Annotated in this window: 16 protein-coding genes and 1 pseudogene; 7 read left to right on the top strand and 10 right to left on the bottom strand. The window is 60.3% G+C overall.

Features of this window, described 5'->3' with window-relative positions; all coding sequences use genetic code 11:
- A partial coding sequence (locus WAW39_RS06060; protein ID WP_422316811.1) for a PVC-type heme-binding CxxCH protein occupies nucleotides 1-1,079 on the bottom strand: 1,079 nt, incomplete at its 3' end.
- Here WAW39_RS06060 and WAW39_RS06055 point away from each other — a divergent pair.
- Nucleotides 1,078-2,007 (top strand): hypothetical protein, encoded by a 930-nt coding sequence (locus WAW39_RS06055; protein WP_422316809.1) that lies wholly within the window; start codon nucleotides 1,078-1,080, stop codon nucleotides 2,005-2,007. The genes WAW39_RS06060 and WAW39_RS06055 overlap by 2 nt on opposite strands.
- 6 nt (nucleotides 2,008-2,013) lie before the next feature.
- Here the strand turns inward: WAW39_RS06055 and WAW39_RS06050 are convergent, their stop codons facing one another.
- A complete protein-coding gene (locus WAW39_RS06050) occupies nucleotides 2,014-2,364 on the bottom strand; it encodes an aspartate 1-decarboxylase (protein WP_300200729.1) in 351 nt (116 codons plus the stop codon).
- Nucleotides 2,365-2,456: 92 nt separating this feature from the next.
- Between WAW39_RS06050 and rsmA the strand changes: the two genes are divergently transcribed.
- On the top strand, nucleotides 2,457-3,803 hold the full coding sequence (gene rsmA, locus WAW39_RS06045) for a 16S rRNA (adenine(1518)-N(6)/adenine(1519)-N(6))-dimethyltransferase RsmA (protein ID WP_422316806.1): 1,347 nt from the start codon (nucleotides 2,457-2,459) through the stop codon (nucleotides 3,801-3,803).
- 59 nt (nucleotides 3,804-3,862) lie between these two features.
- On the opposite strand, the gene WAW39_RS06040 is transcribed toward rsmA, so the two are convergent.
- Nucleotides 3,863-4,456, bottom strand: coding sequence for an HAD family hydrolase (locus WAW39_RS06040; protein ID WP_422316804.1), 594 nt, complete (start codon nucleotides 4,454-4,456; stop codon nucleotides 3,863-3,865).
- Nucleotides 4,457-4,582: 126 nt separating this feature from the next.
- Nucleotides 4,583-6,247: a 2-isopropylmalate synthase gene (leuA, locus tag WAW39_RS06035; RefSeq protein WP_422316802.1), complete on the bottom strand. Its 1,665-nt coding sequence runs from the start codon at nucleotides 6,245-6,247 to the stop codon at nucleotides 4,583-4,585.
- Between the two features lie 310 nt (nucleotides 6,248-6,557).
- Between leuA and WAW39_RS06030 the strand changes: the two genes are divergently transcribed.
- The 4 genes and pseudogenes from WAW39_RS06030 (at nucleotide 6,558) to WAW39_RS06015 (ending at nucleotide 12,112) form a co-directional block, all read left to right on the top strand.
- Nucleotides 6,558-9,002, top strand: a complete 2,445-nt coding sequence (locus tag WAW39_RS06030; RefSeq protein ID WP_422316800.1) for a VIT domain-containing protein — start codon at nucleotides 6,558-6,560, stop codon at nucleotides 9,000-9,002.
- A 97-nt stretch (nucleotides 9,003-9,099) separates the two neighbouring features.
- Nucleotides 9,100-9,870: pseudogene (gene hisA / locus WAW39_RS06025) on the top strand (phosphoribosylformimino-5-aminoimidazole carboxamide ribotide isomerase).
- A gap of 168 nt (nucleotides 9,871-10,038) precedes the next feature.
- Entirely contained in the window at nucleotides 10,039-10,875 is an 837-nt protein-coding gene (locus WAW39_RS06020; RefSeq protein WP_422316798.1) for a fumarylacetoacetate hydrolase family protein, read from the top strand.
- A 139-nt stretch (nucleotides 10,876-11,014) separates the two neighbouring features.
- Nucleotides 11,015-12,112, top strand: a complete 1,098-nt coding sequence (locus WAW39_RS06015) for a DNA glycosylase AlkZ-like family protein (protein ID WP_422316796.1) — start codon at nucleotides 11,015-11,017, stop codon at nucleotides 12,110-12,112.
- 244 nt (nucleotides 12,113-12,356) lie between these two features.
- Here the strand turns inward: WAW39_RS06015 and WAW39_RS06010 are convergent, their stop codons facing one another.
- The 3 genes from WAW39_RS06010 to WAW39_RS06000 all read right to left on the bottom strand — a co-directional run bounded on the left by WAW39_RS06010 (nucleotide 12,357) and on the right by WAW39_RS06000 (nucleotide 17,903).
- On the bottom strand, nucleotides 12,357-12,974 hold the full coding sequence (locus WAW39_RS06010; protein ID WP_422316794.1) for an LON peptidase substrate-binding domain-containing protein: 618 nt from the start codon (nucleotides 12,972-12,974) through the stop codon (nucleotides 12,357-12,359).
- Nucleotides 12,975-13,046: 72 nt separating this feature from the next.
- Nucleotides 13,047-14,522: a hypothetical protein gene (locus WAW39_RS06005; protein ID WP_422316792.1), complete on the bottom strand. Its 1,476-nt coding sequence runs from the start codon at nucleotides 14,520-14,522 to the stop codon at nucleotides 13,047-13,049.
- Nucleotides 14,523-14,792: 270 nt separating this feature from the next.
- Nucleotides 14,793-17,903, bottom strand: a complete 3,111-nt coding sequence (locus tag WAW39_RS06000) for a PVC-type heme-binding CxxCH protein (RefSeq protein ID WP_422316790.1) — start codon at nucleotides 17,901-17,903, stop codon at nucleotides 14,793-14,795.
- Nucleotides 17,904-18,038: 135 nt separating this feature from the next.
- Between WAW39_RS06000 and WAW39_RS05995 the strand changes: the two genes are divergently transcribed.
- Nucleotides 18,039-18,554, top strand: coding sequence for a hypothetical protein (locus tag WAW39_RS05995; RefSeq protein WP_422316788.1), 516 nt, complete (start codon nucleotides 18,039-18,041; stop codon nucleotides 18,552-18,554).
- A gap of 87 nt (nucleotides 18,555-18,641) precedes the next feature.
- On the opposite strand, the gene WAW39_RS05990 is transcribed toward WAW39_RS05995, so the two are convergent.
- From WAW39_RS05990 to WAW39_RS05980, 3 genes are all read right to left on the bottom strand, one after another.
- Complete coding sequence (locus WAW39_RS05990; RefSeq protein WP_422316786.1) at nucleotides 18,642-20,813, bottom strand: CHASE2 domain-containing protein; 2,172 nt, start codon at nucleotides 20,811-20,813, stop codon at nucleotides 18,642-18,644.
- Between the two features lie 6 nt (nucleotides 20,814-20,819).
- Nucleotides 20,820-22,586: a ShlB/FhaC/HecB family hemolysin secretion/activation protein gene (locus WAW39_RS05985; protein ID WP_422316784.1), complete on the bottom strand. Its 1,767-nt coding sequence runs from the start codon at nucleotides 22,584-22,586 to the stop codon at nucleotides 20,820-20,822.
- Between the two features lie 19 nt (nucleotides 22,587-22,605).
- A partial coding sequence (locus WAW39_RS05980; protein WP_422316781.1) for a beta strand repeat-containing protein occupies nucleotides 22,606-26,516 on the bottom strand: 3,911 nt, incomplete at its 5' end.

Below are 26,516 nucleotides of genomic sequence, written 5' to 3'. Positions count from 1 at the left end.
GGGCCATAGGCATCGCCGCGATAGATGGTGGTGCCGGTGGCGCCGGTGAAGTAGCCGCTCACGCGTCCGCCGCCTTCGACCGCGCCTTTGACCACACCGGCGATGCGCCAGCGCGTGCGGATGATGCGCCAGGGCTCGTCCGGGCTGAGGCGAAACACTTCCGCCGCGCCACCATCCGCCGCGATGCTCTGGCGCGCGGGCGGCATGGAGTAGTAGGGATTGCGGTTGGCGTATTTGTCGTCGTAAACCCAGTATTGGAGGTGGTCGGAGTTTGAGCAGGCGAACTTGCGACCGTAGTTGTCAAAGCTCATGCCATACTGCGCGCCGCCGCCTTCGAGGCCGAACTCCAGCGTGAGCGGATCAAACCAGAAGTCTTTGCCGCCGAGTTCCACGCCTTTGTCGTCCGGGCGTTTCAGGCAGGTGATGACGCCGCGATTGCCACCACCAGCGAGGACGTGGATGCGATTGTCCTGGCCCCACTGGAAGCTGTTCATAAGGCCCTGCACGTTGAGGATTTTCAAGCCGGTGCCGAAGCCGGTGAAGACTTTCTCGCGCACCTCGGCCTTGCCATCGCCGTCCTTGTCCTCAAAGCGCCAGATGTCGGGTGTGGCACCGACATAAAGGCCGCCATTGGCCCAAACGAGGCCGGTGGGCCAGGGGAGATCATCGGCGAAGACTTGGCTCGTTTCGTAATAGCCGTCGCCGTCTTTGTCTTGCAGCATGGAGATGCGGCCGAGGTGCGGTGTGACGTCGCGCATCTCGCTGTAGTCGATCATCTCGCAGACAAACATGCGACCGTTTTCGTCAAAGCAGACGGCGATGGGGCTGCGCACCTGGGGCTCATGCGCGGCGAGTTGGAGTTTGAAGCCCTTTTTCACCTGCCAGGACGCGATGGCGTTCTTTGGCTCTATAGCAGGGTAGCGGGGCAGGTCCTTGCCGGGATCCACGGCCACGGGGTTCTTCGTCTCACCGTAGGCCTTGGCATAAGTCGTCTTCGTCTTGATGCCATCAGCCTGCGCGAAGAGCGAGGTGTTTAAGGCGAGCAGCAGCAGGAGGGAACAGGCGGCAGTCTGAGTCATGACAAGATCATACGGAGTCCTGCGGCAGCATGAACAGCCGAAAGTCGCTCAACGTGGTATTCTTGTGCTGGTCCGATCCGGGGTGAAAAGGCATTTGCCGTACGCCGCGTTGCCATTAATCTTCCCGTATGGCCACCCTAGCCACATCATGTCTGGAGACGTCTCTTCTGAAACCAGCCGCCAAGACCCAGGAAGCCCCGCTCCCGGTCAAACCGTGGATTACGCGCGAAGAGGCAGCGGCCCTGGCTTCCAGGCAGCCCTTGATGTCCTGGGAGGAGAAGGTGGCACAGATCAACCGGAGCCTTGGACGCCCGCAGGGTTCGCCGTAATCCGCGATCAGCAAATTCGTATCCTGTCAGACTGGGCGACCAGCCATGACCTCTGGATTTCAGTCGAAGATCTGGGGCCTCGCAACAGCGGGCGCATGGAGCACGCGGTCTTCGGTACGCGCATGGCTGGAAAACACGCCTTCAAGGCCACCAAAGGGGCCAAGTTCGGCTTCTGGCCGTCTGTTGCCAAAGACGTTGTCTCTACACGGCTCGATGAGCATTTGGTCATGCGGCCAGCTACGCCAGCTCAGTATTTCTCACGTCTCATTCTGCTCGACTCTCTGCAGCCGGACATCAACCGCCTCCAAGGATTCTCTCAGCTTGAGGGGCACTTCTCCATCATCACTTCACAGTTCTGGTATGCCGCGCGCAATGCCACTTGGGTGGAGATCAGCCGCTGGCTGCGGGACCTCGGTTTCCGACCTGTTCGTGACGACATCTATGACGATCCCACGCGTTGGTATCACGCGGAGCAGAATTTAGCACTGTTCGATGTCGGTGAGAGCAACATCCTTTACAGCGACGGACAGCTTGTCCCCATCAACATTATTCCAATTCGTCCGCACGGATTGCTGCGCGAAACTTTGGAGCGCTTTTGATTAGCCTCACAGCACGGTGTCGTTCACCACCTCGTTGCGCTCGTTGAGCAGCAGACGCTTGGGGATGATCGGGTTCTCGCTCTGGCCCCAGGCCATGATGGTGACACGGTGGCCGGTGTTGATGAGGTGTGCGGCGGCGCCGTTGACGATGATCTGCCCGGAACCGGCGGGGGCGGGGATGACGTAGGTTTCCAGGCGGGCACCGTTGGTGATGGATGTCACCAGCACTTTTTCGCCCACCCAGAGGTCGGCTTTTTCCATGAGATCGGTCGGAATGGTGATGCTGCCTTCATAGGCGATGTTGGCATCGGTAATGGCGGCACGGTGGAGTTTGGATTTGAGGCAGGTTCTAAGCACCCTCAAGAGTGCTTCATTCGTGCCGGGGGTCAAGTATTGGCTGTCTGAATGGATTGGTTTGATGGAAGCGCAGAACGGTGGATGATGCGGCAATGAGATACCGCGACCAACGCCGCTCCGAAGCCCCGCCGCCCCGCCCACACTTCACCCCACGCAAGAGCATGGGGCAGAACTTCCTGCAGGACGAGGAGATTGCCCGCTGGATCGGCGATCAGGTGCAGCCGGACGGGGCGGATATCGTGGTGGAAATCGGACCCGGCATGGGAGCTTTGACGAAGCATCTCGTCGGCAGGCCCAAAAAGCTCATTCTGATCGAAAAGGATTCCCAGCTCGCGCCGGAGCTTCAAAGCCAGTTTGAAGGGCGGGACGATGTGGAGGTCATCCACAATGACGCCACGCGCATCAATCTGCGTGCGTGGTTCAAGCATGGCCCGCTGCGCATTGTGGGGAACCTGCCGTATTCCGTCGGCAGCGAGATCTTGAAGCACTGGCTCACGCCGCCGTCGCCGGTCGGTTGTGCTGTCTTCATGCTGCAAAAGGAGGTGTGCGACCGCCTTGCCGCCACCTGCGAGGATGATGCCTATGGTGCACTGAGCCTGCTGGTGCAGAAGGACTGGAATGTGGAGATGCTGCGCGTGGTGCCGCCGGAGGTCTTTGTGCCGAAGCCCCGGGTGGACTCCGCGATCATCCGCCTCACGCCGCGAGATCCCGCCACGCTGCCGGTGTTTGATCACGTGCTGTTTGACCGACTGGTGCGCATGGGCTTCTCCCAGCGGCGCAAGCAGTTGAAGAATCTCCTGCCGGAAGCACCCGGCGGCTGGGAGGCGCTGATTGAGGCGCTTGGCGTGACGGGGATGGTGCGTGCGGAGGCGCTGTCGCTGACGCAGTGGATTCAGATTGCGCGTCATTATGAGCAGCGTCATGAAGCTGATGCGGGGCAGAAAGCCAGCGAGATGTTTGATGTGGTGAATGAGCGTAACGAGGTCATTGAGCAGCTCACTCGTGGCGAGGTGCACAAGCGCAAGCTGCTGCACCGTGCGGTGCACATTTTCGTCATCAACAAACGCGGGCACATCTACCTTCAGCAGAGGTCACATCTCAAGGATGTGTCACCGCTGAAGTGGGACAGCAGTGCCGCCGGTCATCTGGATGCCGGGGAAGGCTATGCCAGCGCTGCAGTGCGGGAGTTGGGAGAAGAGGTGGGCATCCATGTGGAAGCCACGGAACTGGCGGCGCAAATCCCGGCAGGGGACAATACGGACCATGAATTCGTGGAGCTACGCATCGCGCGGCACGACGGCCCGGTGCGCTGCCTGCCTGAGGAGATCGCCACGGGGGATTGGTTTAAGCCAGAGGATATCAGCGCGTGGGTGGATGCGCGTCCGCAGGATTTTGCCAAGGGCTTTGTGACGTGCTGGAAGGCGTGGATTCAGAAGTAGCTCGGGCAATCTTGCCCGAAGCGAGCGCGTCTGAGGCGGGCAGGATTGCCCGCACTACTTTACCGCATCGTCCGCGGAATAAAAACTGACTGCATTCCGGCGGCATTGGCGGCCTGAATGCCACTGTTGCCGTCTTCGAGGACGAGGCATTCGCTGGGGGCGATGCCCATCTGTTCGGCGGCGAGGAGGAACATGTCGGGCGCGGGCTTTCCATGTTTCACCTTCTTGGGTGTGATGATGATGGGGAAGAGATCGATCAAGCCGGTGGCTGTCAGGCAGCCGCGCACGGTGGATTCTTCGCTGCCGGAGGCCACGGCGATGGGGAAGCGGCCGAAGAGGGATCTGGCAAACTCCGCCACAGGGCTCACGGCCTGCACCTCAGGGATGCGCCGGGCGAAGATTTCCATCTTCAGTTCATCCACGCTCACGGGGTCCACGGAGGCGCCATGCTTTGCATTGAGCAGCTTCACCACGTCCTGCTCCTTCATGCCTGCGTGTGCATAAAACTCTTCTTCGGTGAACTCATACGGCGCATCATGCTGCTTCAAAGCCTCCACCCAGGCGACGTAGTGCAGCGGCATGGAATCAACGAGCGTGCCGTCACAGTCAAAGATGTAGGCTTGGAAGGGGTAGTCGGGGATTTCGAGGGGCATGGGGTGCGTTCATAAACCTCACACGACGGCGGGCGGCAACCAACTTTTCGGATGGAGCCTCTGTCTTACGGGAGGTGATTCAGCTTTGCGAGAGCCGGAGTGGCTCTCGCAAACGTTGAGTCTTCACTACGATGCTCGATTCACCGCACTGAGCACCGCCTTGATGGAGGCGAGTTCGATGTTCGTATCCACACCTGCACCCCAGATGGTTTTACCGCTGGCGGTTTTGATCTGGATGAAGGCGAGGGCGCTGGCTTCGGTGCCGGAGCTGAGGCTTTGTTCGCGATAGGTGGCGACTTCAAAAGGCTGGGCTCCGCCATCCTGAATCAGTGCATGCGCAAACGCGGCGATGGGGCCGTTGCCTTTCCCGGCGATGCCGCGTTCCTTGCCGTTGATGACGAGGCTGCAGCGGCAGGTGAAGACGCCGTCCACGCCATCGGCATGGAAGTGATGGAGTGCGAAGGGGGTCTCGCGCTCGATGTATTCCTTCCAGAACATGCCTTTCAATTCGGCGGCGGTGACCTCGCGGCCCAGCTTGTCCACGATGTCGTTGGCCAGCGGACCGAATTCACGCTGCATGTCCTTGGGCAGTTCGATGCCGAACTCGCTTTCCAGCAGATAGGCCACGCCGCCTTTGCCGCTTTGTGAATTCACGCGAATGACTTCGCGGTACTCGCGGCCGATGTCGTTGGGGTCGATGGTGAGGTAGGGGACGTCCCAGATGGATTTGTGCTGCTCGTAGCCTGTGAGGCCCTTCTTGATGGCGTCCTGATGGCTGCCGCTGAAGGCGGTGAAGACGAGTTCGCCGCTGTAAGGATGTCGCGGTGCCACGGTCATGCCGGTAGTGCGTTCATACATGTGAATGAGGCCGCTCATGTCGCTGAAGTCGAGGCCGGGGGAGATGCCGTGCATATAGAGGTTCATGGCCACCTGGACGATGTCCAGATTGCCGGTGCGCTCGCCATTGCCAAACAAGGTGCCTTCCACGCGGTCGGCACCAGCCAGCAGGCCCAGCTCGGTGGCGGCGGTACCGGTGCCGCGGTCGTTGTGCGTGTGCAGGCTGATGATGAGGCTGTCGCGGTTTTTGATGTTGGTGCAGATCCATTCGATTTGATCTGCATACACATTGGGCATGGCCACTTCGACGGTGTCGGGCAGATTGAGGATCATCTTGTGCTGCGGCGTCGGCTGCCACACATCCATGACGGCTTCGCTGATCTCCTTGGCAAATTCGACCTCCGTGGCGCTGAAGCTTTCGGGCGAGTACTGCAGGGTCACCTGGGTGCCACCTTCAGTAAGGCGATGCAGGCGGTCCTTGATCATCTGCGCGCCTTTGATGGCCACGGTGATGATCTCTTCCTTCGTCTTGCCAAACACATACTTCCGCTGCGCAGGCGACGTGCTGTTGTACATGTGGATCACCACTTTCTTGGCACCGATGAGCGACTCGACGGTCTTCTCGATCAAATCCTCACGCGCCTGCACCAGGCACTGGATCGTCACATCGTCCGGGATGCGTTTTTCCTCAATAAGGCGGCGGTTGAAGCTGAATTCGGTGTTGGAGGCGGATGGGAAACCGACTTCGATTTCCTTGAAGCCGCATTTCACCAGCGCATCGAACATTTCGAGCTTCTGGGAGACGTTCATCGGCACGGCGAGCGCTTGATTGCCATCGCGCAGATCGACACTGCACCAGATGGGCGCATGGGTCAGATGACGGGAGGGCCATTGACGGTTGGTGATGTTGATCAGCGGGAAGGGCTGGTACTTGGAGGACGGATCTTTTAACATGACGGGACAATTGGAGACAGGATTAACAAGATTTCAGAATTGGACAGGATTCTTTCCTGTTCTGAGAAAGCTGCCGTGACGTGACGGCAAGGGGCATGACGAGGAAACACGGGCCGCCTACCCTTGCGTAAGTCGCAGGGAGAGAAGAAGCAGAGCCTTGGCTGGCGTGGCGGTCATGGACGAGTGGAAGAAAGCAGAGAAGAGGAAGTAGTCAAGCGGGGCAAGAGAGCAGATATTTCACCAAGGCTTCATGCGGATTTCACATAAAAAGACATGACTCGCGGGGGCGGTGTTTCATAGACTCAGCCCCATGAAGGGTTTCCTGAATTTTTGCAGACGTTTCCTGCTCGGCGCAGGCATCATTTTCCCGCTGATCTCCCTGGGCACGGAACTGGGCACGCGTGGTTGTGCCTCGTCGTTCTTTGACCCTATTCCCACCTGGGCGCACGTGGGACTGGTGCTGCTCATGCCGGCTGCCATTTTCTTTCCCTGGATGGGCCGAAAGCGGCCGGGCACGGCGTGGGAGTCGGCTGGAGTATTCCTGCATGGGGCAGGACTCTTTCCTTCGATCCTTTACACTCTGGCCATGGGATACCTGAATGTCATGGGTCTCATAATGATGCCATTCGCGCTGGTTTTTGCGCTCTCACCTGCGGGCGCACTGATCGCTTTTCCATTCGCCATGGCCATGACAGGCCCTCTGGCCGCACTGGTGGCGTGGCTCATCACCTGCAAAAGCTTGTGGAAGCTGCCGGCGGCAACAAGGCGCAGGCCATGGCTCGTCGGCATGGCCTTGGGCCTGATCGCAATCGCATCTGCGGAATGGCGCATGGTGAGCCTGCATGCCGACATTGGCACCGCCATGAAGGCGGCGCGAGCGCACGATGGCAGCACCGCAAAAACACTGCCCAGGCTGCGGACAAAGTGGCGAGAGGAGTTTTTGTTGAATCTATGCTACACCGGAGGGCAGGCGGGTATTTTCGGACCGCTGACACACCTGGTGTTCGGCTCATCCACGCTCTTCGTTCAAGGGCGCTGGAGCAGCACCTCATCCTTTGACCGCGAAGCCCTGCGCGAGCTCTACTTCCGTGTGACGGGAGTCCCGTTCAGCGATGCGCCGCCACCGCAAGGGATGACGCAAACCCGGTCCGGCATGCGCATGACAAGGGATGAGAGCCTGGACAGTTTTGCGTGGGATGAGGACCGCGGCGGAGCGGAGGTGGGGGCGCGGATTCGCGGGCTTTCGATGCAGACCTCGCGGATGGACTGGCATGTGGATAGTGATTCCGCGCTGGCGCATGGTGAATGGACACTGGAATTTCACAACCAGCACCGCAACGCGCAGGAGGCGCGCTGCCAGATGCTGCTGCCGCCGGGTGCGTGTGTTTCAAGACTGACGCTGTGGATCAATGGCGAGCCGCGCGAGGCCGCCTTCGGTGCGCGCTCACAGGTGACACAGGCCTATCGCCAGACGGTGGTGGTTGACCGCCGCGACCCCGTGCTGGTCAACATGGTGGGACCGGACCGTGTGCTGACGCAATGCTTTCCGGTGCCGGCCGGTGGCAGTATGAAGATCCGGCTTGGCATCACCGCGCCGCTGGATGCGCAGGCTCCGGCGGCCCTGTTCATGCCCCTGATTGTGGAGCGCAATTTCAGCATCCCGGCGGGGATCTCGCATGCGGTATGGGTGCAGTCGCCGCAGGCACTGGAGGTGCCGCAGGAGTGGCAAAAGGCTGCCGCCACTCAGAATGGCGGATGGACGTGGCAGGCGGAGGTGCCGCAGGCAGATCTGGCCGGGCTGAACTTTGGCGTGAAGCAGCCCCCCCTGCCGAAGGTGTGGACGACGGACGAGCTAGCAGGAAACGAGTCACCTGTGGTCATCGTGGAGCGCACCCAGGCTGCACCGCAGGCAGCCAGCAGCCCAGTCTTTGTCATCGTGGATGCTTCCGCCACTTTGCGCCCACATGCAGCCATGATCCGCGAGGCGTTGAAGCAGTTGGCGCAGAAAACACCACTGACGATCTGGGCCACCACGGATGGGGAAGCGACCGAGGTCGCTGTGGCGGAGATCGGCAGCCGCCTGCAGGACTCCAGCTTTGCAGGCGGACGCGATGTGGTGCCTGCTTTTAAAGCGGCGCTGCAGCGTCTCCGCACAACCGCTGCTCCTGCCACATTGATCTGGCTGCACGGCCCCCAGCCTGTGGAGCTCTCCGGAGAGGAAGGGATCAAGCAACTGCTCGAACGCAGCGGCTCCCCGCCACCGATTCATGCCCTCGAACTGGAGCATGGGCGCAACAAGCTCCTGGAGGAATTGTACGATGCCACGCCCGTTTTCGGTGGCCTGCGCTGGAGCGGCTGGGGAGCAAATGAACTGGCCAAGACCCTGCTCTCCATTCGTAATGGCCCCACGACCACAGCCAACATGTCCCGCTCCGCCAGCGCGCCAGCCGATGGCAAGGAGGTGTGGGATCAACTGGCGCGGCATGCGGTGTTTCGCGAGGTGGTGGCGTCTTTCCAAGGGCGTGATCGCGTGCCTGAAGACCAGGCCAAACGCGCCGCGCTGCATCAGCTGGTCACGCCGTACTCTGGCGCAGTGGTGCTCGAAAATCAGCAGCAATACGACCGCGCGGGCCTGAAGCCTGTGGATGCAGGAAGCACGCCGCAGATTCCAACCTTGGGAACGCCGGAGCCGTCCAGAATGCTGCTGTTCATGCTCGGTTTGTCAGTGCTGTCCCTGCGGAGACGTCGGCGGTGAAGGGCTCCAAAGGCTGAGTGGTTAAAGATCGTCAAGAAGGTACAGCACGACCTGCTTGACCACTCCTTGCCCCTCTTGACTAATCTTTGACCTTCTTATGACCAAATTCCGCCCCTGCATTGATCTCCACGACGGCCGCGTAAAGCAGATCGTGGGCTCGTCGTTGCGGGATGATGGGACGGGGCTGAAGACGAACTTTGTGAGCGACCGGGATTCGGCATGGTATGGCGAGCTATACAAGCGCGATGGCCTGACGGGCGGGCATGTGATCCTGCTGGGGAAGGGGAATGAAGACGCGGCGAAGGCGGCGACGGGGGCGTTTCCGGGCGGCTTGCAGGTCGGGGGTGGGATTCGCTCGTGCAATGCAACGGAGTATCTGGAGGCCGGGGCGAGCCATGTGATCGTGACGAGCTACCTGTTTGAAACGGACGGCACCTTCAATCAGACTCGACTCGACAAGATGGTGGCGGCAGCGGGCAAGGAGCGGCTGGTGATTGATCTGAGCTGAAAGGCCACTGCCACGGGCTGGACGGTGGCGATGAACCGCTGGCAGACGCTGACGACGCTGGATGTGACGCCGGAGTCTCTACGCTTTCTCGCGGGGCATTGCGCTGAGTTTTTGATCCATGCCGTGGATGTGGAGGGGAAATGCGAGGGCATCGATGAGGCGCTGGTAAGTTTCCTCGGTGAGCATTCGCCAATTCCCATGACCTATGCCGGGGGCATCCGGCATCTGGACGATCTGAAGCGCATCGATCAACTGAGCCTTGGCCGCGTGGATGGCACGGTGGGCAGCGCGCTGGATCTGTTCGGCGGCACGGGCGCGAAGTATGAGGAGCTGGTGGCGTGGAACAGGCGTAAGGAGTAGTGCGGGCAATCTTGCTCGCGTCGAGCGCGCCCGAGGCGGGCAGGATTGCCTGCGTTACTTTTCAGAAACGGGATGCTGGTCGCGTGGAATGGGCGCTGGGTTGCATGGGCGATCTTGCACGTTGAGAAAGCGCCATTCGCGGGCAGGATTGCCCTCACTACTCCAATCATGAAAATCATCCGCTACTCCGACTCGCAGGGAAACATCGCGCATGCAGCGCAGCAGGCTGATGGCACGGCGCTGGTTATAGAGGGGGATATTTTTGGAGAGCTTCATGTGACGGAGCGGAAGGCGGAGGTGGTGAAGCTGCTTGCACCGGTGCAGCCGTTTGCGATTGTCTGCATCGGATTGAATTACAAAAAGCATGCGGAGGAGACAAAGGCGGAACTGCCGAAGCATCCGGTGGTGTTCATGAAATTGCCGAATGTGGTGCAGCATCCGGGGGAGCCGATCCTGCTGCCGACGAAGCTGAAGAGTGACAAGGTGGACTACGAAGCGGAGCTGGCGGTCGTCATTGGGAAGAAGGCGAAGAACGTGAGCAAGGCAGACGCTCTGAAGTACGTGCTGGGCTACACTTGCGGCAATGATGTGAGCGCACGCGACTGGCAGAAGCATGGTGGCGGAGGGCAGTGGTGCCGTGGCAAGTCGTTTGATACGTTTTGCCCGCTGGGGCCGGTGTTGGTGACGGCGGATGAGATTCCGAATCCGAATACACTCGCGATCAAAACGGTGCTGAATGGCGTAACGATGCAGGACTGGAACACGGAGGACATGATCTTTGATGTGCCGACACTGATCGAATTCCTCAGCGGCAGCACCACCCTGATGCCCGGCACAGTGATTTTGACGGGCACGCCGCACGGTGTGGGCGCAGCCCGCACGCCGCCGGTGTTTATGCGCGATGGCGACAGCGTGACTGTGGAGATCGAGAAGATCGGGGCGCTGACAAATCCGGTGAAGAGTGAACTGACAAAAACTGCCGCTCCGCAAACATCTGCGGGCTAAACTGGGGCATGGGAAGTGTAAGTCGCCGCCTTCGGTAGTTTGAGCCATCGCAAGAAATCATGACCGATCATTTCTGCTTGGCTGGCAGCACCACCGCACCTACTGCTCAAACAACTGTTTCCCGTGTTTCAAATTTCCCATGCCCGCTGAACCGAGCCTCGACGATCTGCGTCGCTACGCGGTGGCGCGCACCCTGTTTAAGCCGACCACGCTGCTGGCCGCCATCCAGCGCTTGGGTTTTGTGCAGGCAGACCCGATCCGCGCCCCGGCACGGGCGCAGGACCTGACTCTACGCCATCGCGTCAAGGACTACCGCGTCGGCGACTTGGAGCGCCGGTATCAGAGGCTTGCGATCGACGAGGACTGCTTCGTCAACTACGGTTTTCTTCCACGCGAGCACCTGGCGCTGATGCATCCGCGCCAAGCCACCCGGCCTTGGGATGCCGAGACCCAGCGCAAGGCTGCCGACGTTCTGGCCTTCGTTCAAGAGCGCGGTGCAGTTCATCCGCGCGAGGTCGAACAGCACTTTGCCCACGGGCGCGTCAGGAACTACTGGGGCGGCTCGAGCAACGCCAGCACGCACCTGCTCGACGGCATGCACTATCGCGGCCTGTTGAGGGTGAAGCGGCGCGACAGCGGCACCCGCGTCTATGAGGCAGCGGCGCATCCCCCTCCGGATGACAGCCCTGAGGGAGGCGCACGGCGTGCGGCCGCATTGATCGACCTGGTGGTGCGCAAGTATGCGCCTCTGCCTGCCGCCAGCCTCACCTACCTCGTACGGCTGCTCGGCTATGGAGCGCCGCATCTGTCGGCCCAGACGCAGGCAGCACTTCGGCTGGCGCGTGAGCGACTGGCCAGTTGCCGCCTCGACGGAACGATTTGGTACTGGCCCGCTGACGAGAAACCGCGTTCGCGCCGCTACACGGTGGACGAACGGTTGCGCTTGCTCTCCCCCTTCGATCCAGTGGTCTGGGACCGTCGCCGCTTCGAGCTGCTATGGGGGTGGAAGTACAAGTTCGAGGCCTATACGCCGCCCGCAAAACGCCAGCTCGGCTATTACGCGCTGCCGATGCTCTGGCGCGGACATGTCATCGGCTGGGCCAACGTGTCCGCACGGGAAGGCAGGCTGGAGCCGGTCTTCGGCTATGCGGGGGGAGCGGCACCGAGGGACGCGGCGTTCCGCATCGCGCTGGATGAGGAACTGCAGCGCATGGCGCAGTTCTTCACCGCACGCTGATCCATGTCGGAACACAAATGACAGTCACTTAAGATGATCTGGATGCGATGCGGAAGCCTTCATTTGGCAAAGGAATGCAGAATCCAGAAGTCCGGAGTTCAGATCTCTGATTCTGATCATTCCTTTGCCATCCAATTCCCTTGCCAAAAAAATGCCGCTCCGCCGCCACTGGCAAAGCACAGATGAAGCCTGCGTTTGCTCCGGTTTCAGTGCCGCGTTTCTCAGAGCGAGCTAAAGCTCGGGACTACCTTGCTTTTTCCAGTTCGCTGATCAGTTTCTCGTAGCGGCGCTGCGGGCAGCATTCTTCGAGAAGAACACGCAGGGAGGCTTTGTTCCGCACGAAGTGGAAAGCGATGATGTCGCAGACGGCTTCGGCTTCGTCCATCTCTTCCAGTTCATGGCGCAGTTGCTGCATGCTCTCGCAGCTGTCATCTGTGGGTGGAGGCAGGAGATCCAGAGCACGGGATTTCAGCTGGCGCAGGATTTTGGTGGGAGCGTGCTGGGTGAGCACCGGTTCCACACGGGCGATGCGGAAGGGCTTCATCTGATCCCAGCCGGTGATGCGCACGCGGCAGACGCCGTAGAGCATGACCTGCGAGGTGCCGTCGGGGTTTTTAACCGAGCAGCGGATCAGTCCCGCCGTGGTGACGGGAAGCACGTCATTCGCGCCGTCAGAAACACCGACGCAGAACATGCGATCGGTTTGCAGCGCATGATCCAGCATGCGGCGGTAGCGGTCCTCAAAGATGAACAGGGGCAGATGGCAGGCGGGAAAATGGTAGCAGTCGTCCAGCACAATCACGGGGAGGGTGTGCGGGAGCACGAAACCTTTGGCAGAGAATGTTTTTGACGAGATGTCCATGAATGAAACGACACGCGGGATACGCGTGCATCCGCCCGATGGTTCCTTGTTTCCTGCGCAAACGCCAACGAATCATTCAAAGCGGAAGGAAAACACGTCGGCGTCCTTGAGAACCCAGCGCAGGCGCACGGGCTTTCCGGCGAGGGCGGAGACATCGTTGCCGGTCTTCCAGCCAATAACGCGGTCGATGTCATCGTAGGAGAGCGCCTTGCAGTCATCCAGCGTGAAGCCTGGCAGGGGTTTGCCCTCGGCATCCTGGATTTCCACCGCCACGGAGCCAGCGGCCCCGGTGGAGAGATTCAGGTGCAGTGCTTTGCCGGTGAACGTGAAGGGTTTGGTGGTCATTTCACCGCCTGCGTAATCTGCGTGCAGCGAGGCGAAGCCATCGAGACGCAGGGTGAAGCGCTGCAACAGCGCGGTGCTTTGCCCGTAGTGGCGCTCCACGTAGAGAGACATCTCCGACTTTCCGGTCTGCACCAAGCCGCAGGCAGGGTAGTTGCTGCGGCTGGTCCAGTTGCGGAAGTGCAGGCCGGGACGCACAAAGCCCTCCATGAAGCTGCGGTTGTAGGCGGTGGTGCCGGCGCGACTGGTCATCAGCACGGCTTCCGAGCAGTCTTTGATCAGAGCAGGGTAGGCCTTCGTGTCTTCGGCGAGGTATTTTTTAGCCTGGTCATCCAGCACGTCCTTGCCGGGCATGAAACGTGCGGCGGTGGAGATGTAGAGATGTGGCGCATTGAAATACGGATTCGTCTGACTGATGTAGATGTGGTCCACCAGCGGCTGGTCGCAGGTCATCTGCACGGCGTCTGTCCATGTGAGGAAGTCTTTGCTGGTAGCGCGACTGACCCAGCGCACCCCCTTGGGCTTCCAGTTTTTTTCATCGATGATGCCTGCGGTGAAGACGCGGAAGTAGGCCACGTAGCACTGCTCCGCCTCGGACCAGAAGGAGACATTCTGCGAATCAAATGCGCCTTTGGTAATGACCGCCGCGTCCTGCATTTTCTGCCAGTGCATGCCATCCGCCGAAACGAAGGCGCTGAGACCGCCGGATTTGCCACCGAGTCCTGCGAGGGCCTTGTAGCGCTGCTCTTTGGGCACACCGGGACGGCGGTCGATGAAGGGGGCGAAGTTGTGCGTGTAGGGAGCCAGATTGGCCAGCATGACGTTGTTGTCTTTGCTGCCGTTGATCTCATGCAGACCGAGCTTGGGCTTCACCCATGTTTTGCCGTCGGCTGATTCGGCGTAGCAGGTCACCTCGCCGCTGGTGCCGTCTTTGAAGCCCGCATTGCCACGGTAGTACATCTGGAATTTGTTCGCCTCGTCATTGTGAATGACGGTGATGTAGGCGCTGAAGCGGCCCTCCCAGGGCTGGTCAAATTTCACCGCGATGCCGGCTTCTTCGGGATGGTGCAGCCGCAGCGTGGCACCCTGCATTTGGTCGATGAGCAGCTTGTCTACGAAGAGTTCACGGCGGGAGCCGATGGATGTGACTTCGGCGGAAGCGATGCTGGCGCAAAGGAAGAGAAAGGGCAGGAGAGAGCGGCGCATGCTCTCTCATACAGGCGGTGAAGCAAAGTACTTGCGAGCTTTAGCTCGATCTGGGAGGCGCAGGTGCGCGCTGGAACTTCGAAATCGATTGTTCGACAATCGTCAATCCTCAGGCTTAGAGCGTCGTGGTTGTGCGCGATTGACGATTGATGAACAAGGATTGTTGATTTTCGAAGTGTTGAACACGCGCAGACGTAGAGCCTCGGCTAGCTCTGGGTGGTGCGGAGCTTCCCAGAGCGAGCTAAAGCTCACGAGTACATTTTTCCCGGATCACAGACTCTTCAAATACGCCACGATGTCGCTGATGGACTGCGGGGTGAGGCCGAGCTGCTGGGGCTGGTACATGAGCGAGCGGGTCATCTTCTGGATGCTGGCGATGCGCTCTTTTGGCACGGTCTGCACGAGGCCGCCCATGCATTTGATCATGACGGGATCGCCACTGGAGAGGATCATGCCGCTGATGGTGAGGCCGTCCTTGGTTTTGATCTCGCTGCCTTCATAGCCGTGGGAGATGTCAGCGGAGGGGTGGGCGATGGCCTGGGCGATGACTTCGCTCGGCTGCTGCTTGCCAAAGGTGCTGAGGTCGGGGCCGAATTCGACACCCATCTTGCCGACCTTGTGGCAGGTGAAGCAGACGGCGATGGCGGCCTGGCCGCGCTTGGCATCGCCGGGGAGTTGAGCGATCTCTGCGCCGGTGGGCAGCTTTGGTGCGTCCTTGAGTTCAGGGGGCATTTCGACGGCGACGAGCTTTACTTTGGCAGGATCATACAAGCCCAGGGCCTTCATGCCGCTTTCCACATCGTAGGACTGCCAGTCGTTGCCCTTGCGATTGAGCAGCCACCACTTGGCGAGATCCTTCATGGGGAAGTCCTTGGAGTTGGCGAGTTCGATCATCGCGCCTGCAGCTTCGCGGCTTTTCACGAAGGCGAGGCCGGTGAGCATGAGCTTGCGCTGATCTTCGGTGAGTGCGCCGTCCAGCGCGCGGGTCTTGAAGGCTTCGGCCGCAGCGGCGGGGTGCATGCGCCAGGCGATCCAGGCCTCTGCCTCCGTCCATGCAGCGGGCTTGTCCTTGCAGATGACGGCATAGAGTTCGGCTTCCTTGCCTTCAGCGCCAAGACCGAGTGCTTCGAGGTAGGCGCGGTCTTTGCCGTCAAACTGCTGTGCAAGTTTCACAAGCAGCGGGAGGCTTTGGGCGGCTGGGACTTCGCGAAGTGTGAGTGCGACTTCACGGCGCACTGCTGCGGAGGAATCTGCGACCATCTTGGCAGCCATGGCCAGCACATCCACACCAGCACGACGCAGAGCACGGTAGGCGACGAGGCGCTGATCTTCGGACTTGGATTCGAGCCAGGGCTTCACCTGAGCGACGCCTTCTTCACCCATCTGTGCGAGCAGCCATGCGGCGCGTGCTGCGATGAAGGTGTTGTCGTCCTTGAGCAAGGCGGCGACGGCAGGCACGGCTTTTGCACCCTGGGCTTTCAAGGCGGTGAAGCCGTTGTAGCGTACATTCGGCGCGGGGCTTTTCAGCGCAGCGATCTGGCCTTCCGTGGTGTCGAGCTTGAGCGCTGGCACGTTGGATGCAAAGCCCTTCGGTGCGATGCGGTAAATGGTGCCGGTGTAGCGTTCATCGAGCGTGCCGTGGCCACCCACGCGGGCATCGAACCAGTCGGCGACGTAGATTGCGCCATCGGGGCCGACTGTGACATCGCTGGGGCGGAAGCGGGTTTTGAGTTCGCCGGAGGGTTTGCCGCCGAGGAAGTCGGAACCAGCGAATTCCTTCTCCTTGTTGGAGGTCATGAAATCAAAGCGCTCCATTTTCCAGCCTGCACCATCGAGCTTGGGAAGATAGCCAAAGACGACGTTCTTGCCAGCTTCGCAGGCGAGAAGAAGGCCGTTCCATTTCTTGTCGAGCGCGCCGTTTTCATAGAAGCCGACGCCGGTGGGCGAGCCGCCACCATAGACATCACCCGCAGGCATGGTGCCGGGATCTTCCTGGCGCCACTCGGCGGTGGGTGTGTCCTGGCCGGGGCGTTTGTCCGCCCCCCAGGAGCGCAGGCCGTCGGCGGAGGCAAAGCCGGCATTGCCTCCTTCCATCACCGGGGACACACGGCAGGCGGGAGGGTCGTCGTTGTCGCTTTGGAAAACATCGCCAAAGGAGGTGATGGTCTGCTCGTAGCTGTTGCGGTAGTTGTGGCCGATGATGGTGACATTCGTGCCATCGGGATTCATGCGTGCGGCGAATCCGCCGATCCACACGTGGCCGTCGTCGCTCTTCTGTCCGGCGATGTCCTGCATCATGTAGGGACTGCCCATGCGGAAGGTCTTGCCGGAATGATCGGTGAACTTGGCACCCGTGTTGCCCTGATTCCAGTACCACTGGCCGTCCGGTCCAGCTGTGACGCTGTGCAGGCTGTGGTCATGCTGACGACCACCGAAGCCGGTGAGCAGCACATCGCGCTTGTCCACGGCGGGATCAAATTTGCCGTCGCCATTCACGTCGGTGTAAACGAGCAGGTCGGGCGGCTGAGAGACGACGATCTTATTGCCAAGCACTGCAACGCCGAGAGGGGCGGCGAGTGCGGACTCTTGTACGAAAACAGTGCTCTTGTCGGCACGGCCTGAGCCGGTGGTGTCTTCGAGCACGACAACGCGGTCGCCTTCCGGCCTGCGGCTTCCTTTGCTGCGGTAGTTCACACCTTCCGCCACCCAGAGGCGACCCTGGGCATCGAAGTCAATGTTGGTAGGATTGAACAACGCGGGTGAGGTGGCCCAAACGGTGACTTCCAGTCCTTCGGGCACGGTGAACATGTCAGCAGGCACGGTGGTCTTGCCGTCGTCCACGATGGGCGGCGCAGGCTTGGGAGCGTTGGGCGGTGTTTCAGTATAGATCTGGAATTTGACCGACGCATTGCTGGCCTTGCCGCCGCGCTCCATGCCGCCGTCATCGATGGCCGCCTGTGCGGTGAAGCCGACCACACCCTGCGGCAGATCATAAACGATCACCGAACGCGCATGCGTGCCGATGCCGTTTTCAAACTTCTGGCCTTTCACGAGCAGAGCATCGCCCATGGCGGATTTGCCGACGCGTGTGCCGCCGGAGCCCTGGCTGGCGGCTTTCCATGGCAGCTTGGTCAGGTCCTTGGTGGAGCCGTCGGCCATGATGAGCTTGGGCTCCAGCCAGTCCGCCCAGTCGCAGCTGATGCCGTCTTCATCCGAGACCACGAGGTAGAGTTCCTTCGCGCCTTTCAGGGAGGCATCCACCTTGACCAGACGGGATGTGCTTGCGGGGGTGAGCTTCGGGCTTTCGAAGACGGGAGTGGCCGCGATGGCGCAGGAGGCGGAGGCGAGCAGCGCGAGGAGAGGCAGATAGCGGGACGTCATGGATGGAAGGACTGGAAAGTAATCGAGAGCTTTCGCTCTCTGCGGAGTCTGGGAGGGATACGACCTTTCCAGAGAGAGTCTTAGCTCTCAACTACTTTGGCTTGTGGCGCGGAAAACTTTCTCCACATTCGCTGCATGAAATCCTTTCTGCTTTTTCTGACTGTTGCGCTGCTTTCATCCTGCCAGACCACCACCGAGGAATATCACGTAGGCAGCGTGGCGGAAGCGAAAGCGTTTGCGCGGAGAGCTGTGGAGGTGGGCTACATTCACGCGGGAGGAGAGGCGGCGCTGGTCGCGGAGAAGTCCGTCGGCAGACCGCTCGAAGGCAAATGGAGCCCGCAGAAGATTGACAACTTTCTGAATCAGTATGCGGCGGAACATCCGCGCCTGATGGAAATCAACAAGGCGGCCACCACGGGGAAGATCAGTGAGAAGGAGCGGGTGATCCTGGTGAATGTGCTGCGCGGGCAGGAGGAACGGCTGGCCGAAGCCAAACTGGCCGAGCAACAGGCAGCCGCGGACAATCTGAATGAATCGGCGATGATCAACAGCCAGAGTTCATCGTATCGGCAAAACTCTGCGCTCATGCAGGCGACTCCCCAGTCAAGCTATAGCGGGTATGGGACGGGGTTTGGTGGCACAAGCTTCTGAGAAAGCAGCATCGAGCTTTTGCTCGTTCTGGGAAACGCCTGCGTCACACCCAGAATCCCGAACGAGGTGAAGCTTGGGAGTGCTTTTTTACTTTGTCTTCATGACATAGACTCCATCCCAATCAGCAGGAGGAGGAGGATTGAGTTTCATGGCCTCGCAGCGCTCGATCATGACAAGAGAGGGGTTCGCATCCTGATGAATCTCGCGTCTGGCTGAGCGTTCAAACAGGGCTTTGGCAGCGTCCCAGTCTTGAGATTGATATGCGGCGATGCCTTTTTCAAAGAGATGCAGGCACTCCTCGGTCTCGGGGGAAACGTGCTTGGTGAAGTCCACGAGTTCGTAAACTTCGGCGGGCTGGCTGCGGCCTTTGACAACGATGCGATCAAGGAAGCGATAGGTGATGTCCTGCTTGTGCTTCTCAGCGAGCGCCTTCGTCTCTCCGGTGATCATGGTGTACACGCCGTAGCTCTTTGCACCGCTCTCGCTGCGGGCGGCGAGGTTTACGGTGTCCCCCATCATGGTGTAGTTGAATCGGCGACGGGATCCCATGTTGCCAATGATGGCTTCACCGGAATTGAGGCCGATGCGCGTCTTCATTTCATAGACGATGTCCGGCCAGCCACCTTCCTTGCGCCATTTCTCGCGCAGTTCAATCTGGCGCTTCTGCATGAGCAGGGCGGCGCAGCAGGCACCATAGGCATGACCGGCAAAGGGCAGGGGCGCCCCGAACATGCCTACGATGGCGTCGCCAATGAACTTGTCGAGCGTGCCGCCGTTGTCGTGCAGGATGTCGGTCATCTCTGAAAGATAGTCGTTCATCAGCGTGACCAGGCGTTCAGGCGTCAGCTTTTCAGAGAAGGAGGAGAACCCGGCGATGTCGCTGAAGAACGCGGTGATCTCCGCCTGATGTCCGCCGAGCTTGGGCTCCTCACCGGAGGAGATCATCTGCTTGACGACCTGCGGTGACACGAAGGTGCCGAACATGCCTGTGATGCGTCCCTTGGCGCGTGACTCAATGATCAGGCGGTGAAGAATGGAACCGCCCTCAACGAGGGCAAAACCAAACACCGGCCATGCAAGGGGCATGTGAAGGCTCTCGATCTGAAAGTAATAAAACGCGGTGAAGACATAAGCACTGACGACCAATGTGGGAACGAGCAATGCGAGCCAGATGGGACCGAAGCGCACAGGAATGATGGTGATCAGCGCCAGCAGCGCCCAGACGCCGATCAACTGGAGGAGGTCAGGCTTCTTGATATAGTCGCCACCGAGGATGTTGCTGAGGGCGTTGGCATGCGTGAGCACCAGCGGCGTCTGCGGGCCATGCGGAGTGGGGCCGAGATCTGCGAGACCAGCGGCGGTCTGACCGATGAAAAGAATCTGGCCTGCCACTGGCGGGCGATCTCTGGGCCATTCCTTGTCTTTGAACTCCAGCAGGTTGGCCATCAGTCCGGCATAGGGAAAGACTTTGAAGGTGTCAGGATGACGGTAGTTGATCGTCATCTGCCCGCGATTATCGACGGGGATCTGCCACTGCTTGTGGGTGCCCTGGATGCGAATGGAATCACCGAGCACCACCTGCACGGCATCGGTTTCCACGGCTTCACAGGTGAGGAGCGCCTGTAGAACGAGGCTGGGAAAGACGCGTGTGCCGCAGCGCACCACCAGCGGAATCTGACGGCGCACGCCATCGGCACCCGGCGGCGAATTCACAAATCCGGCATGCGAACTCTCCGCGATGAGGGGCACGGGGAGCAGCACGGTGTCGTTGCCTATGAGGCGGCTGATGTCTCCCTGGAAGTTCGAGATCGCCTTGGTGTTGCCTGCATACTCGGCTTCGAATTTTTTGCTGTTCTCCAGTGTTTCTGCAGCGGCCGCGGTGATGTAGATCGTGGACTGCACCAGAGCATCGCCAAACATTTGATCCTTCGAAGGGTCAGCGCTCGGTTCGGTGAAAAGAACATCAAAGGCTGCCGCCGCAGGCGGGCGTGAGCCGAGCAGCGTGACGAGCTGCGCATGCACTTCGCGGGGCCAGGGCCAGCGGCCGAGTTTCGCCAGCGCATCTTCATCAATGCCCACGACAAGGACCTGAGGATCCGCAGGCGGATCAGAAGCTGCACGCGCCTGAAAACGCCAGTCCAGCGTGAGGTTTTCCAATTCTTCGCCGAGGCGCGTTGTGCTGAAGCCCAGCGCCAGCAGCAGCACCAGAGGCAGCAGGATGAATTCAAAACGCAGGCTGCCGAGTTTCCTTTTTCTCATGCGCGGCTAATACTTCATGTTCATGCCGAAGTGCAAGCGGCCAGCAGGCGCGCCGACCAGGCCGGTGCTGCGCAGATTCCAGCCGTAGGCGAGGCGCATATCGAGATTGCTGCCGAGGCTGTAGCGCAGGCCCACGCCTGAGCTTTGCAGATTAAGATTCGGCTCCGAGGCATAGGTGCCCACGCTTTCCAGATAGGCGAAGTCGTAGAAGACGAAGGTGTTCAGGTTGTCCACTTTCTTGCCGCCCCAGGTGGTGAACTGAATCATGGGCAGGTTCAGCTCCATGTTGGCAACGATGCCGCGATCTCCACGCGCGGAGCTTTCATTGAAGCCGCGCACGGTCTGGTAGCCCCCTGCAAGCATCTGCTCTGTGGGGAGCAGACGCGTGTTGGAATACTGCCCCGCCGTGTGCATGAGAGCGGAGAAGCCAAACGGCAGGCGGATGAGGCGGTCCAGTTCCGCCTTCGCGTACCAATACTTCGCCTGGGAACCCGCGCGCAGGCTGTCAAAGGCGGCGTAATTGTTGTGCCCGAGTACATTGCCCGGACTGTAGATGGCGGAAATGCCAAAGCGTGTATAGCCCAGAGGGTCATGCACGAGGAGATTGTATCCGGCGCGAAATTGGAACACCTCAGCGGTGTTTTGCGAGAAGGTCTGGCCGCCAAAGAGGATGTCTGACGTGGTGCTCTTGTAGTCGAGCGCGAAGGTCGCCTTGTGCTGGACTTTGCTCCAGGCGCTGGCCAGCGGAACGGTGTAGGCGGCGGAAAGCTGGCGGTTCCTGCCGTTGACGCCGAGAAGTCCTGCGGCCTGCCCGGACTGCGTGGCGGAGTCCACATACACGCCGAGAAGCTGGAGCCGATGGCGCCATGGAAGGGGAATGTCCCAGGCCAGGGCATGCGCCTTGAGCCGGTCGAGTTCCTGATTGCCGGTGAAATTATAATTCATCGACTGCTCCGTGCCAAACAACTGCATCACGGTGAAGCCGCCGGAGATTTGATTCAGCCCTGTGGAGCGCAGGCCGGAATTGGCATAACCGATGTAGGCTTTGACGGGATTGTTCTCGGTCGTTTTTAAGACGATGTCGCTGGTGCCGTCCTTTTTGCCGCGCTCGTAGATGACGTTGACGTTGCGGATGGGGTTCTCGTTGAGCCAGGCGACGTCGCTGGAGATTTTGCGGGTGTCGATGCGCTCTCCGGGCTTCACGCTCACTTGGCGGGCCATGTAAGTAGGGTTGGAGCGTTTGGCTCCTTCCACCTTCACCTCTCCCAGCACGCCTTCACGCACGATGACCTGCACATGCCCGCGGGTGATGTCCTGCTGAGGCAGGTAGGCATCCACGAGCGGGAAATCGGTGGCCTGATAGGCTTTGTTGATGCTCTTCACCATACGGTTGAGCACGGCCATGCTGAGCGGCTGCCCCATGAATTCCTTCTGCAGGGAATCGGCGAGCCCGGCAGGCAGATGCAGTGCCGGGTCCACCACGAGAACATGACTCATGTCCTTGTGCATGGACTTGGACGGCTTGGAAATCAGGTGCAGGCCTTTCAGATTCACACCGAGCGGTTTTGTATCACCCTCGACATTGTCAGCGTCAGGCTTCTTGGAGGCTGCGGCCGCATCATCCGTGGCTGGCTGCGCACGTGGAATCTGCATTCTGTCCACCAGCGTGCCGGCACCGGTTGCATTGGGAAACTCCTGGGCACGCAGGCTGCAAGGCAGCGCGCAAACGATCATGACAAGCAGCAGAAACTGCATGAATGAGAACGATGGCATAAGGTGTGTGGCTGCGTGGTCAGCGGAGCGCATGATCGAGTTCCTCCTGACTTTGAGGGGTGGTGGCGTTGTTGAGTTTAAGGATGACAAAAGGTCCCGGTGGGACGCCATCGAGGGCGGTGTTTATCATGCCGTCCCATGACAGCAGCAGCGCAGTGCCGTCCTCTCCCAGGGCCAGCGAAAGATCCTGAGCTCCAGCAGGCGCAAGCAATGAGTGGAGATGGGTCTGCACCTCAGGTGCCGCAGCCGTGCCGGTGGCATCCATGACGGCGAGTCCGCTGGCTTCGTTCACAATGTAGTCGCCCAGGCCACCGAGAGCGAGTGAGAGCTCTCCAAAGGCTCCCGGTGAAATGCTGGCACGCAGGGCAGTTTCGATGGTGGCGGGAACAGGTCTGCCATTGACCTCCACGGTGGTGCTGCCGGAGACAAACTCGAGCCGTGCCGTGCCATCGCCACCCAGTGCCATGACCAAGGTGCTGAAGGATTCTGGTGTGGACACTCGATTGAGGAACTGCTGCACATTGAGCGAGGGCAGGGGATCTCCCAAATTGAGGGATTGTGCGCCTGCCTGCACGGTGAGAGGGACTTCTCCCGTGCCGATCGCGCCGATGGCGAGTTCGCTCTGGGCCAGCAGGCTCATGCTTGCGTTTAACTGAGCCACGGAAGCCGCGCTGGGGGCACCCACTGCGGTGCCGATGGCGAAAAGTCCGCCACCATTTTGCAGACGGATGGTGCCATCGCCCCCGAGACTCAAGTTGAGCTCGCGTTCAGCAGTGGCAGACGTGCTGGAATTCATCTGCGACTGAAGGCTCAGGCTGGCTGGACCACCGCCGCCAATGGAGCCACTGCCAGAGCCGAAGGTCTGACCGAGAAAGGCTGAAGTGGAGGCTGTGCCTGCAATGCCCGCGCCACCGGCCAGAGCACCTGCGATACTCTGCGCGCCGATTCCACCGCCAGCTACGCCTGCGATGGAGGTTGTATTGAAATTGTTGGTTTGGGTGGAGGATGAAAAAGTCGATCCACCCGGTGGGTTGAAGTTTTGCAGGAAGACATTGGTCACCGGAGTGATGACCGCGCTGGTGGAAAAGCCGGTGGTGGTGATGGTGCCGAAGCCTGGCTTGGTGAGCGGTGAAGTCACCACCTTGGTGCCGTCCACGAAGAGCTGATTGTCACCGCCGCCACCGCTCAGGTTTTGCGTGAAGGTGTAGAAATTGGTGACGGTGTTGTCATTCCCGGCACCGAGATTGAGGCCGATGGTGTTCACGCCAGTGAAAGCGTAGCTGCGAGTGCTGACGGTGATCAAAGACGCACCAATGACGTAACCTTGCCCGGTCTGGAGGCTGGTGTCATCGAGGATGAGTACCGCGAGGGGATTGCCTCTGCCGTTCACTGCGCTGTCGATGGTGGCCTGATTGGAGAAGACAAACCGGTTCGCGCCCGTGCTGCTGCCAGTGAGATTTTCAAACGAGCTGAAATGGATTGCGCCCAGAGTGCCTGAGTTGTTCGCGGTGATCTGAAATACATTGCCGCCTTCGGCACCGACGAGGGTGTCCGCATGACTGGCGGAGCCGATGAGGTTTTCAATGCTGGTGAAGCTGGCGCTGCTGACGCTGACCGGGCCTGTAGCGGAGGCAAAGGTGACGGTGTCATTGCCTGCGCGTCCAGTGACTGTCAGGGAGTCAGTCGTCAGGTGGGAGAGATCGATCACGCCATTGAAGGTGGCGGAGAAGGCTTGCGCAAAGATCTGCGGCGCACCCACAAGCCTGCCGCCGGTGAGATTCACGGAATGCAGTGCCGCCGACTGCCCGACGCTGCTCTGCAAGGTGACATCACCCGTGAGGCCGGCATTCAGCGTCAGATCACGGCCTGTGCTGCCGCCGTTGCTGATGGCTCCACTTACGGTGATGGATGCTCCGTTTGGCACGGCACCGCTGCGCGTGGTGTCCAGCGTGGCATTGGCAGCGAGGGTGAGCGGACTGCTGATGATGATCTCTCCGCCTGCGGTGGCGATGCCTGCGCAAAGAAGGGTGCTTGATCCATTCAAGGTCACGGCACCGCCGAGGTCGATGATCTGCTCGCTCACGGTGATCTCGCCAAGGGTCAGGATCGTCAAAGGTGCGCGCCATGTCGAGGCGCGGATTTCAACATCTCCCGAAGTGGCGGCGCCGATGGTGATGTGGCTCAAACTGGATGAGAGCGCGCCGATGCCGGCGGAATTGATCAGGAGCGTGCCCGCTGCGCCGTCTCCCAGCCCGATGGTGGTGCCCGCAGAGACTGAGCGGATGGCCAGCGTGCCGGTGCCACCAATTGTTGAGGCTCCCGAAATGCTGACGGTGTCGGTGATGATGATGGTCGCGCCACTGTTGGTGATGGCGGTGTTGGCACCAAGATCCACGCCGGTGTTTTCATAGCCGGTGGGAGTGCCGATGCCGGAGACCGATATGGTGGCACCTGCGCTGGTGATGACGGTTCCAGCATCCTGAAGAGAAACGCCATGATTGCCGCTGCCATCGCCACCACCAGCCACGCCGAGGAGCGTGATGCCGCCTGCCGTGGGCAAGGTGGAGGTGGAGCGGATGGTGGACCCATGAATCATGAGGATGCCGACATTGCCGTCCCCCGTGTCTCCGCTGCGACCGTTCAACGCGATGGCACCCATCCCGGACGTGGTCAGTGTGACGTTGTTCAGGATGATACCAGCGAAGTTGCCGCCTGTGGCAGTGGGGAACTGGTTGGCATCCAACTGCATGCGTCCATCCACCACGGAGATCGTGGCTCCGGAGTTGGCGTTGATCTCGCGCGTGGCTGTCAGGTAGATGGAGCCGGCGCCGGTGTTGGAAACGTGGCTGCCATTCACTTCGATGCCGTATCCAGTCAAAGTGATCACACCGCCTTGTGATGAGAGGTCGGTATTGATGCGGATGTGGTCCGTGTTGGTGGTGATGATGCTGACGCTGCCGAAGGCGCTGAGTCCGCTGTCCGCGCCGATGGTGCCAATGGTGAGTCCCAGCGTATTGAGGATCTGGATGGAGCCAATCGTGCCGATGGTCGTCAAAGTCTGGACGGCGTTGTCGGCACTGGTGAGGTAGAAGTCGCTGTTGCCTGCGAGTTTAAGCCCCCACGACGTGATGGAGCCATGGCCGAGAACGCTGCCACCCGTCGTTTGGAGGGTGACCACGCCAAAGGCACCTGCGCTGACTGCGCCGCCATTGTCCAGCAGGATGGCCGCCGTTTGAGCGCTGCTGCTGGAGCCGGTCCTGCCCGCAAGCGTGATGTTGCCGCAGTCCGAAAGGATCTGCCCGCCAATGATGATGGCCTGGAAGTCTCCCTCAAACGAAGTGGCTCCCTGATTGGCGTTGAGGGTGACATTACCCGCGTGAGTAAGGATCTGCGCCCCTGCCAAAATCTGCACGCTGCGCCCCGCATTGATGACAACCGAGCCGCTGCCGCTGGACTGAATCACACCTGTGCCACCGCCCTGCGTGGTCATGATGAAATCACGATCCGCATTGATAGTCAGCGTGGTGGCGGAACTCCACTGAATGAGGCCCGCTAGTGTGATGTTCCCCTCGCCGCCTGTGGCGTTACGGTCGGTCTGGATGATGAGGTTGCCGCAGTTGGTGTCAAGCCACGTGGAAATGTCCGAGGCTCTGAGCGTGTTCGCCTGCGCGGGATTGGTGATGGTATTTCCTGCCACGCAGTTGGTGATGAGGATGTCGTTGGGGTCGAGCAGCAGGGTGCCTGCGCTTCCTTGAGGCGCGCTGAGATCAACGCGGCCTGTCAGTGATTCAATGATCAGCGCCTGCTTGCCGGAAAGTTCCGCCTGCCCGCCATCACCGCTGGTCACGCCTCCGCGTGCCTGCAAGGTGCCGCTGAAGGTGAGCTGGCCGCTGGCAAAGGCCACCACATTGCCGCCGTTGCCGTTAGTTC

The organism is Prosthecobacter sp. (assembly GCF_049294395.1).
Classification (GTDB): Bacteria; Verrucomicrobiota; Verrucomicrobiia; order Verrucomicrobiales; family Verrucomicrobiaceae; genus Prosthecobacter.
The sequence above is the reverse complement of the archived record's forward strand: the minus strand, read 5'-3'. Positions and strand labels throughout refer to the sequence as shown.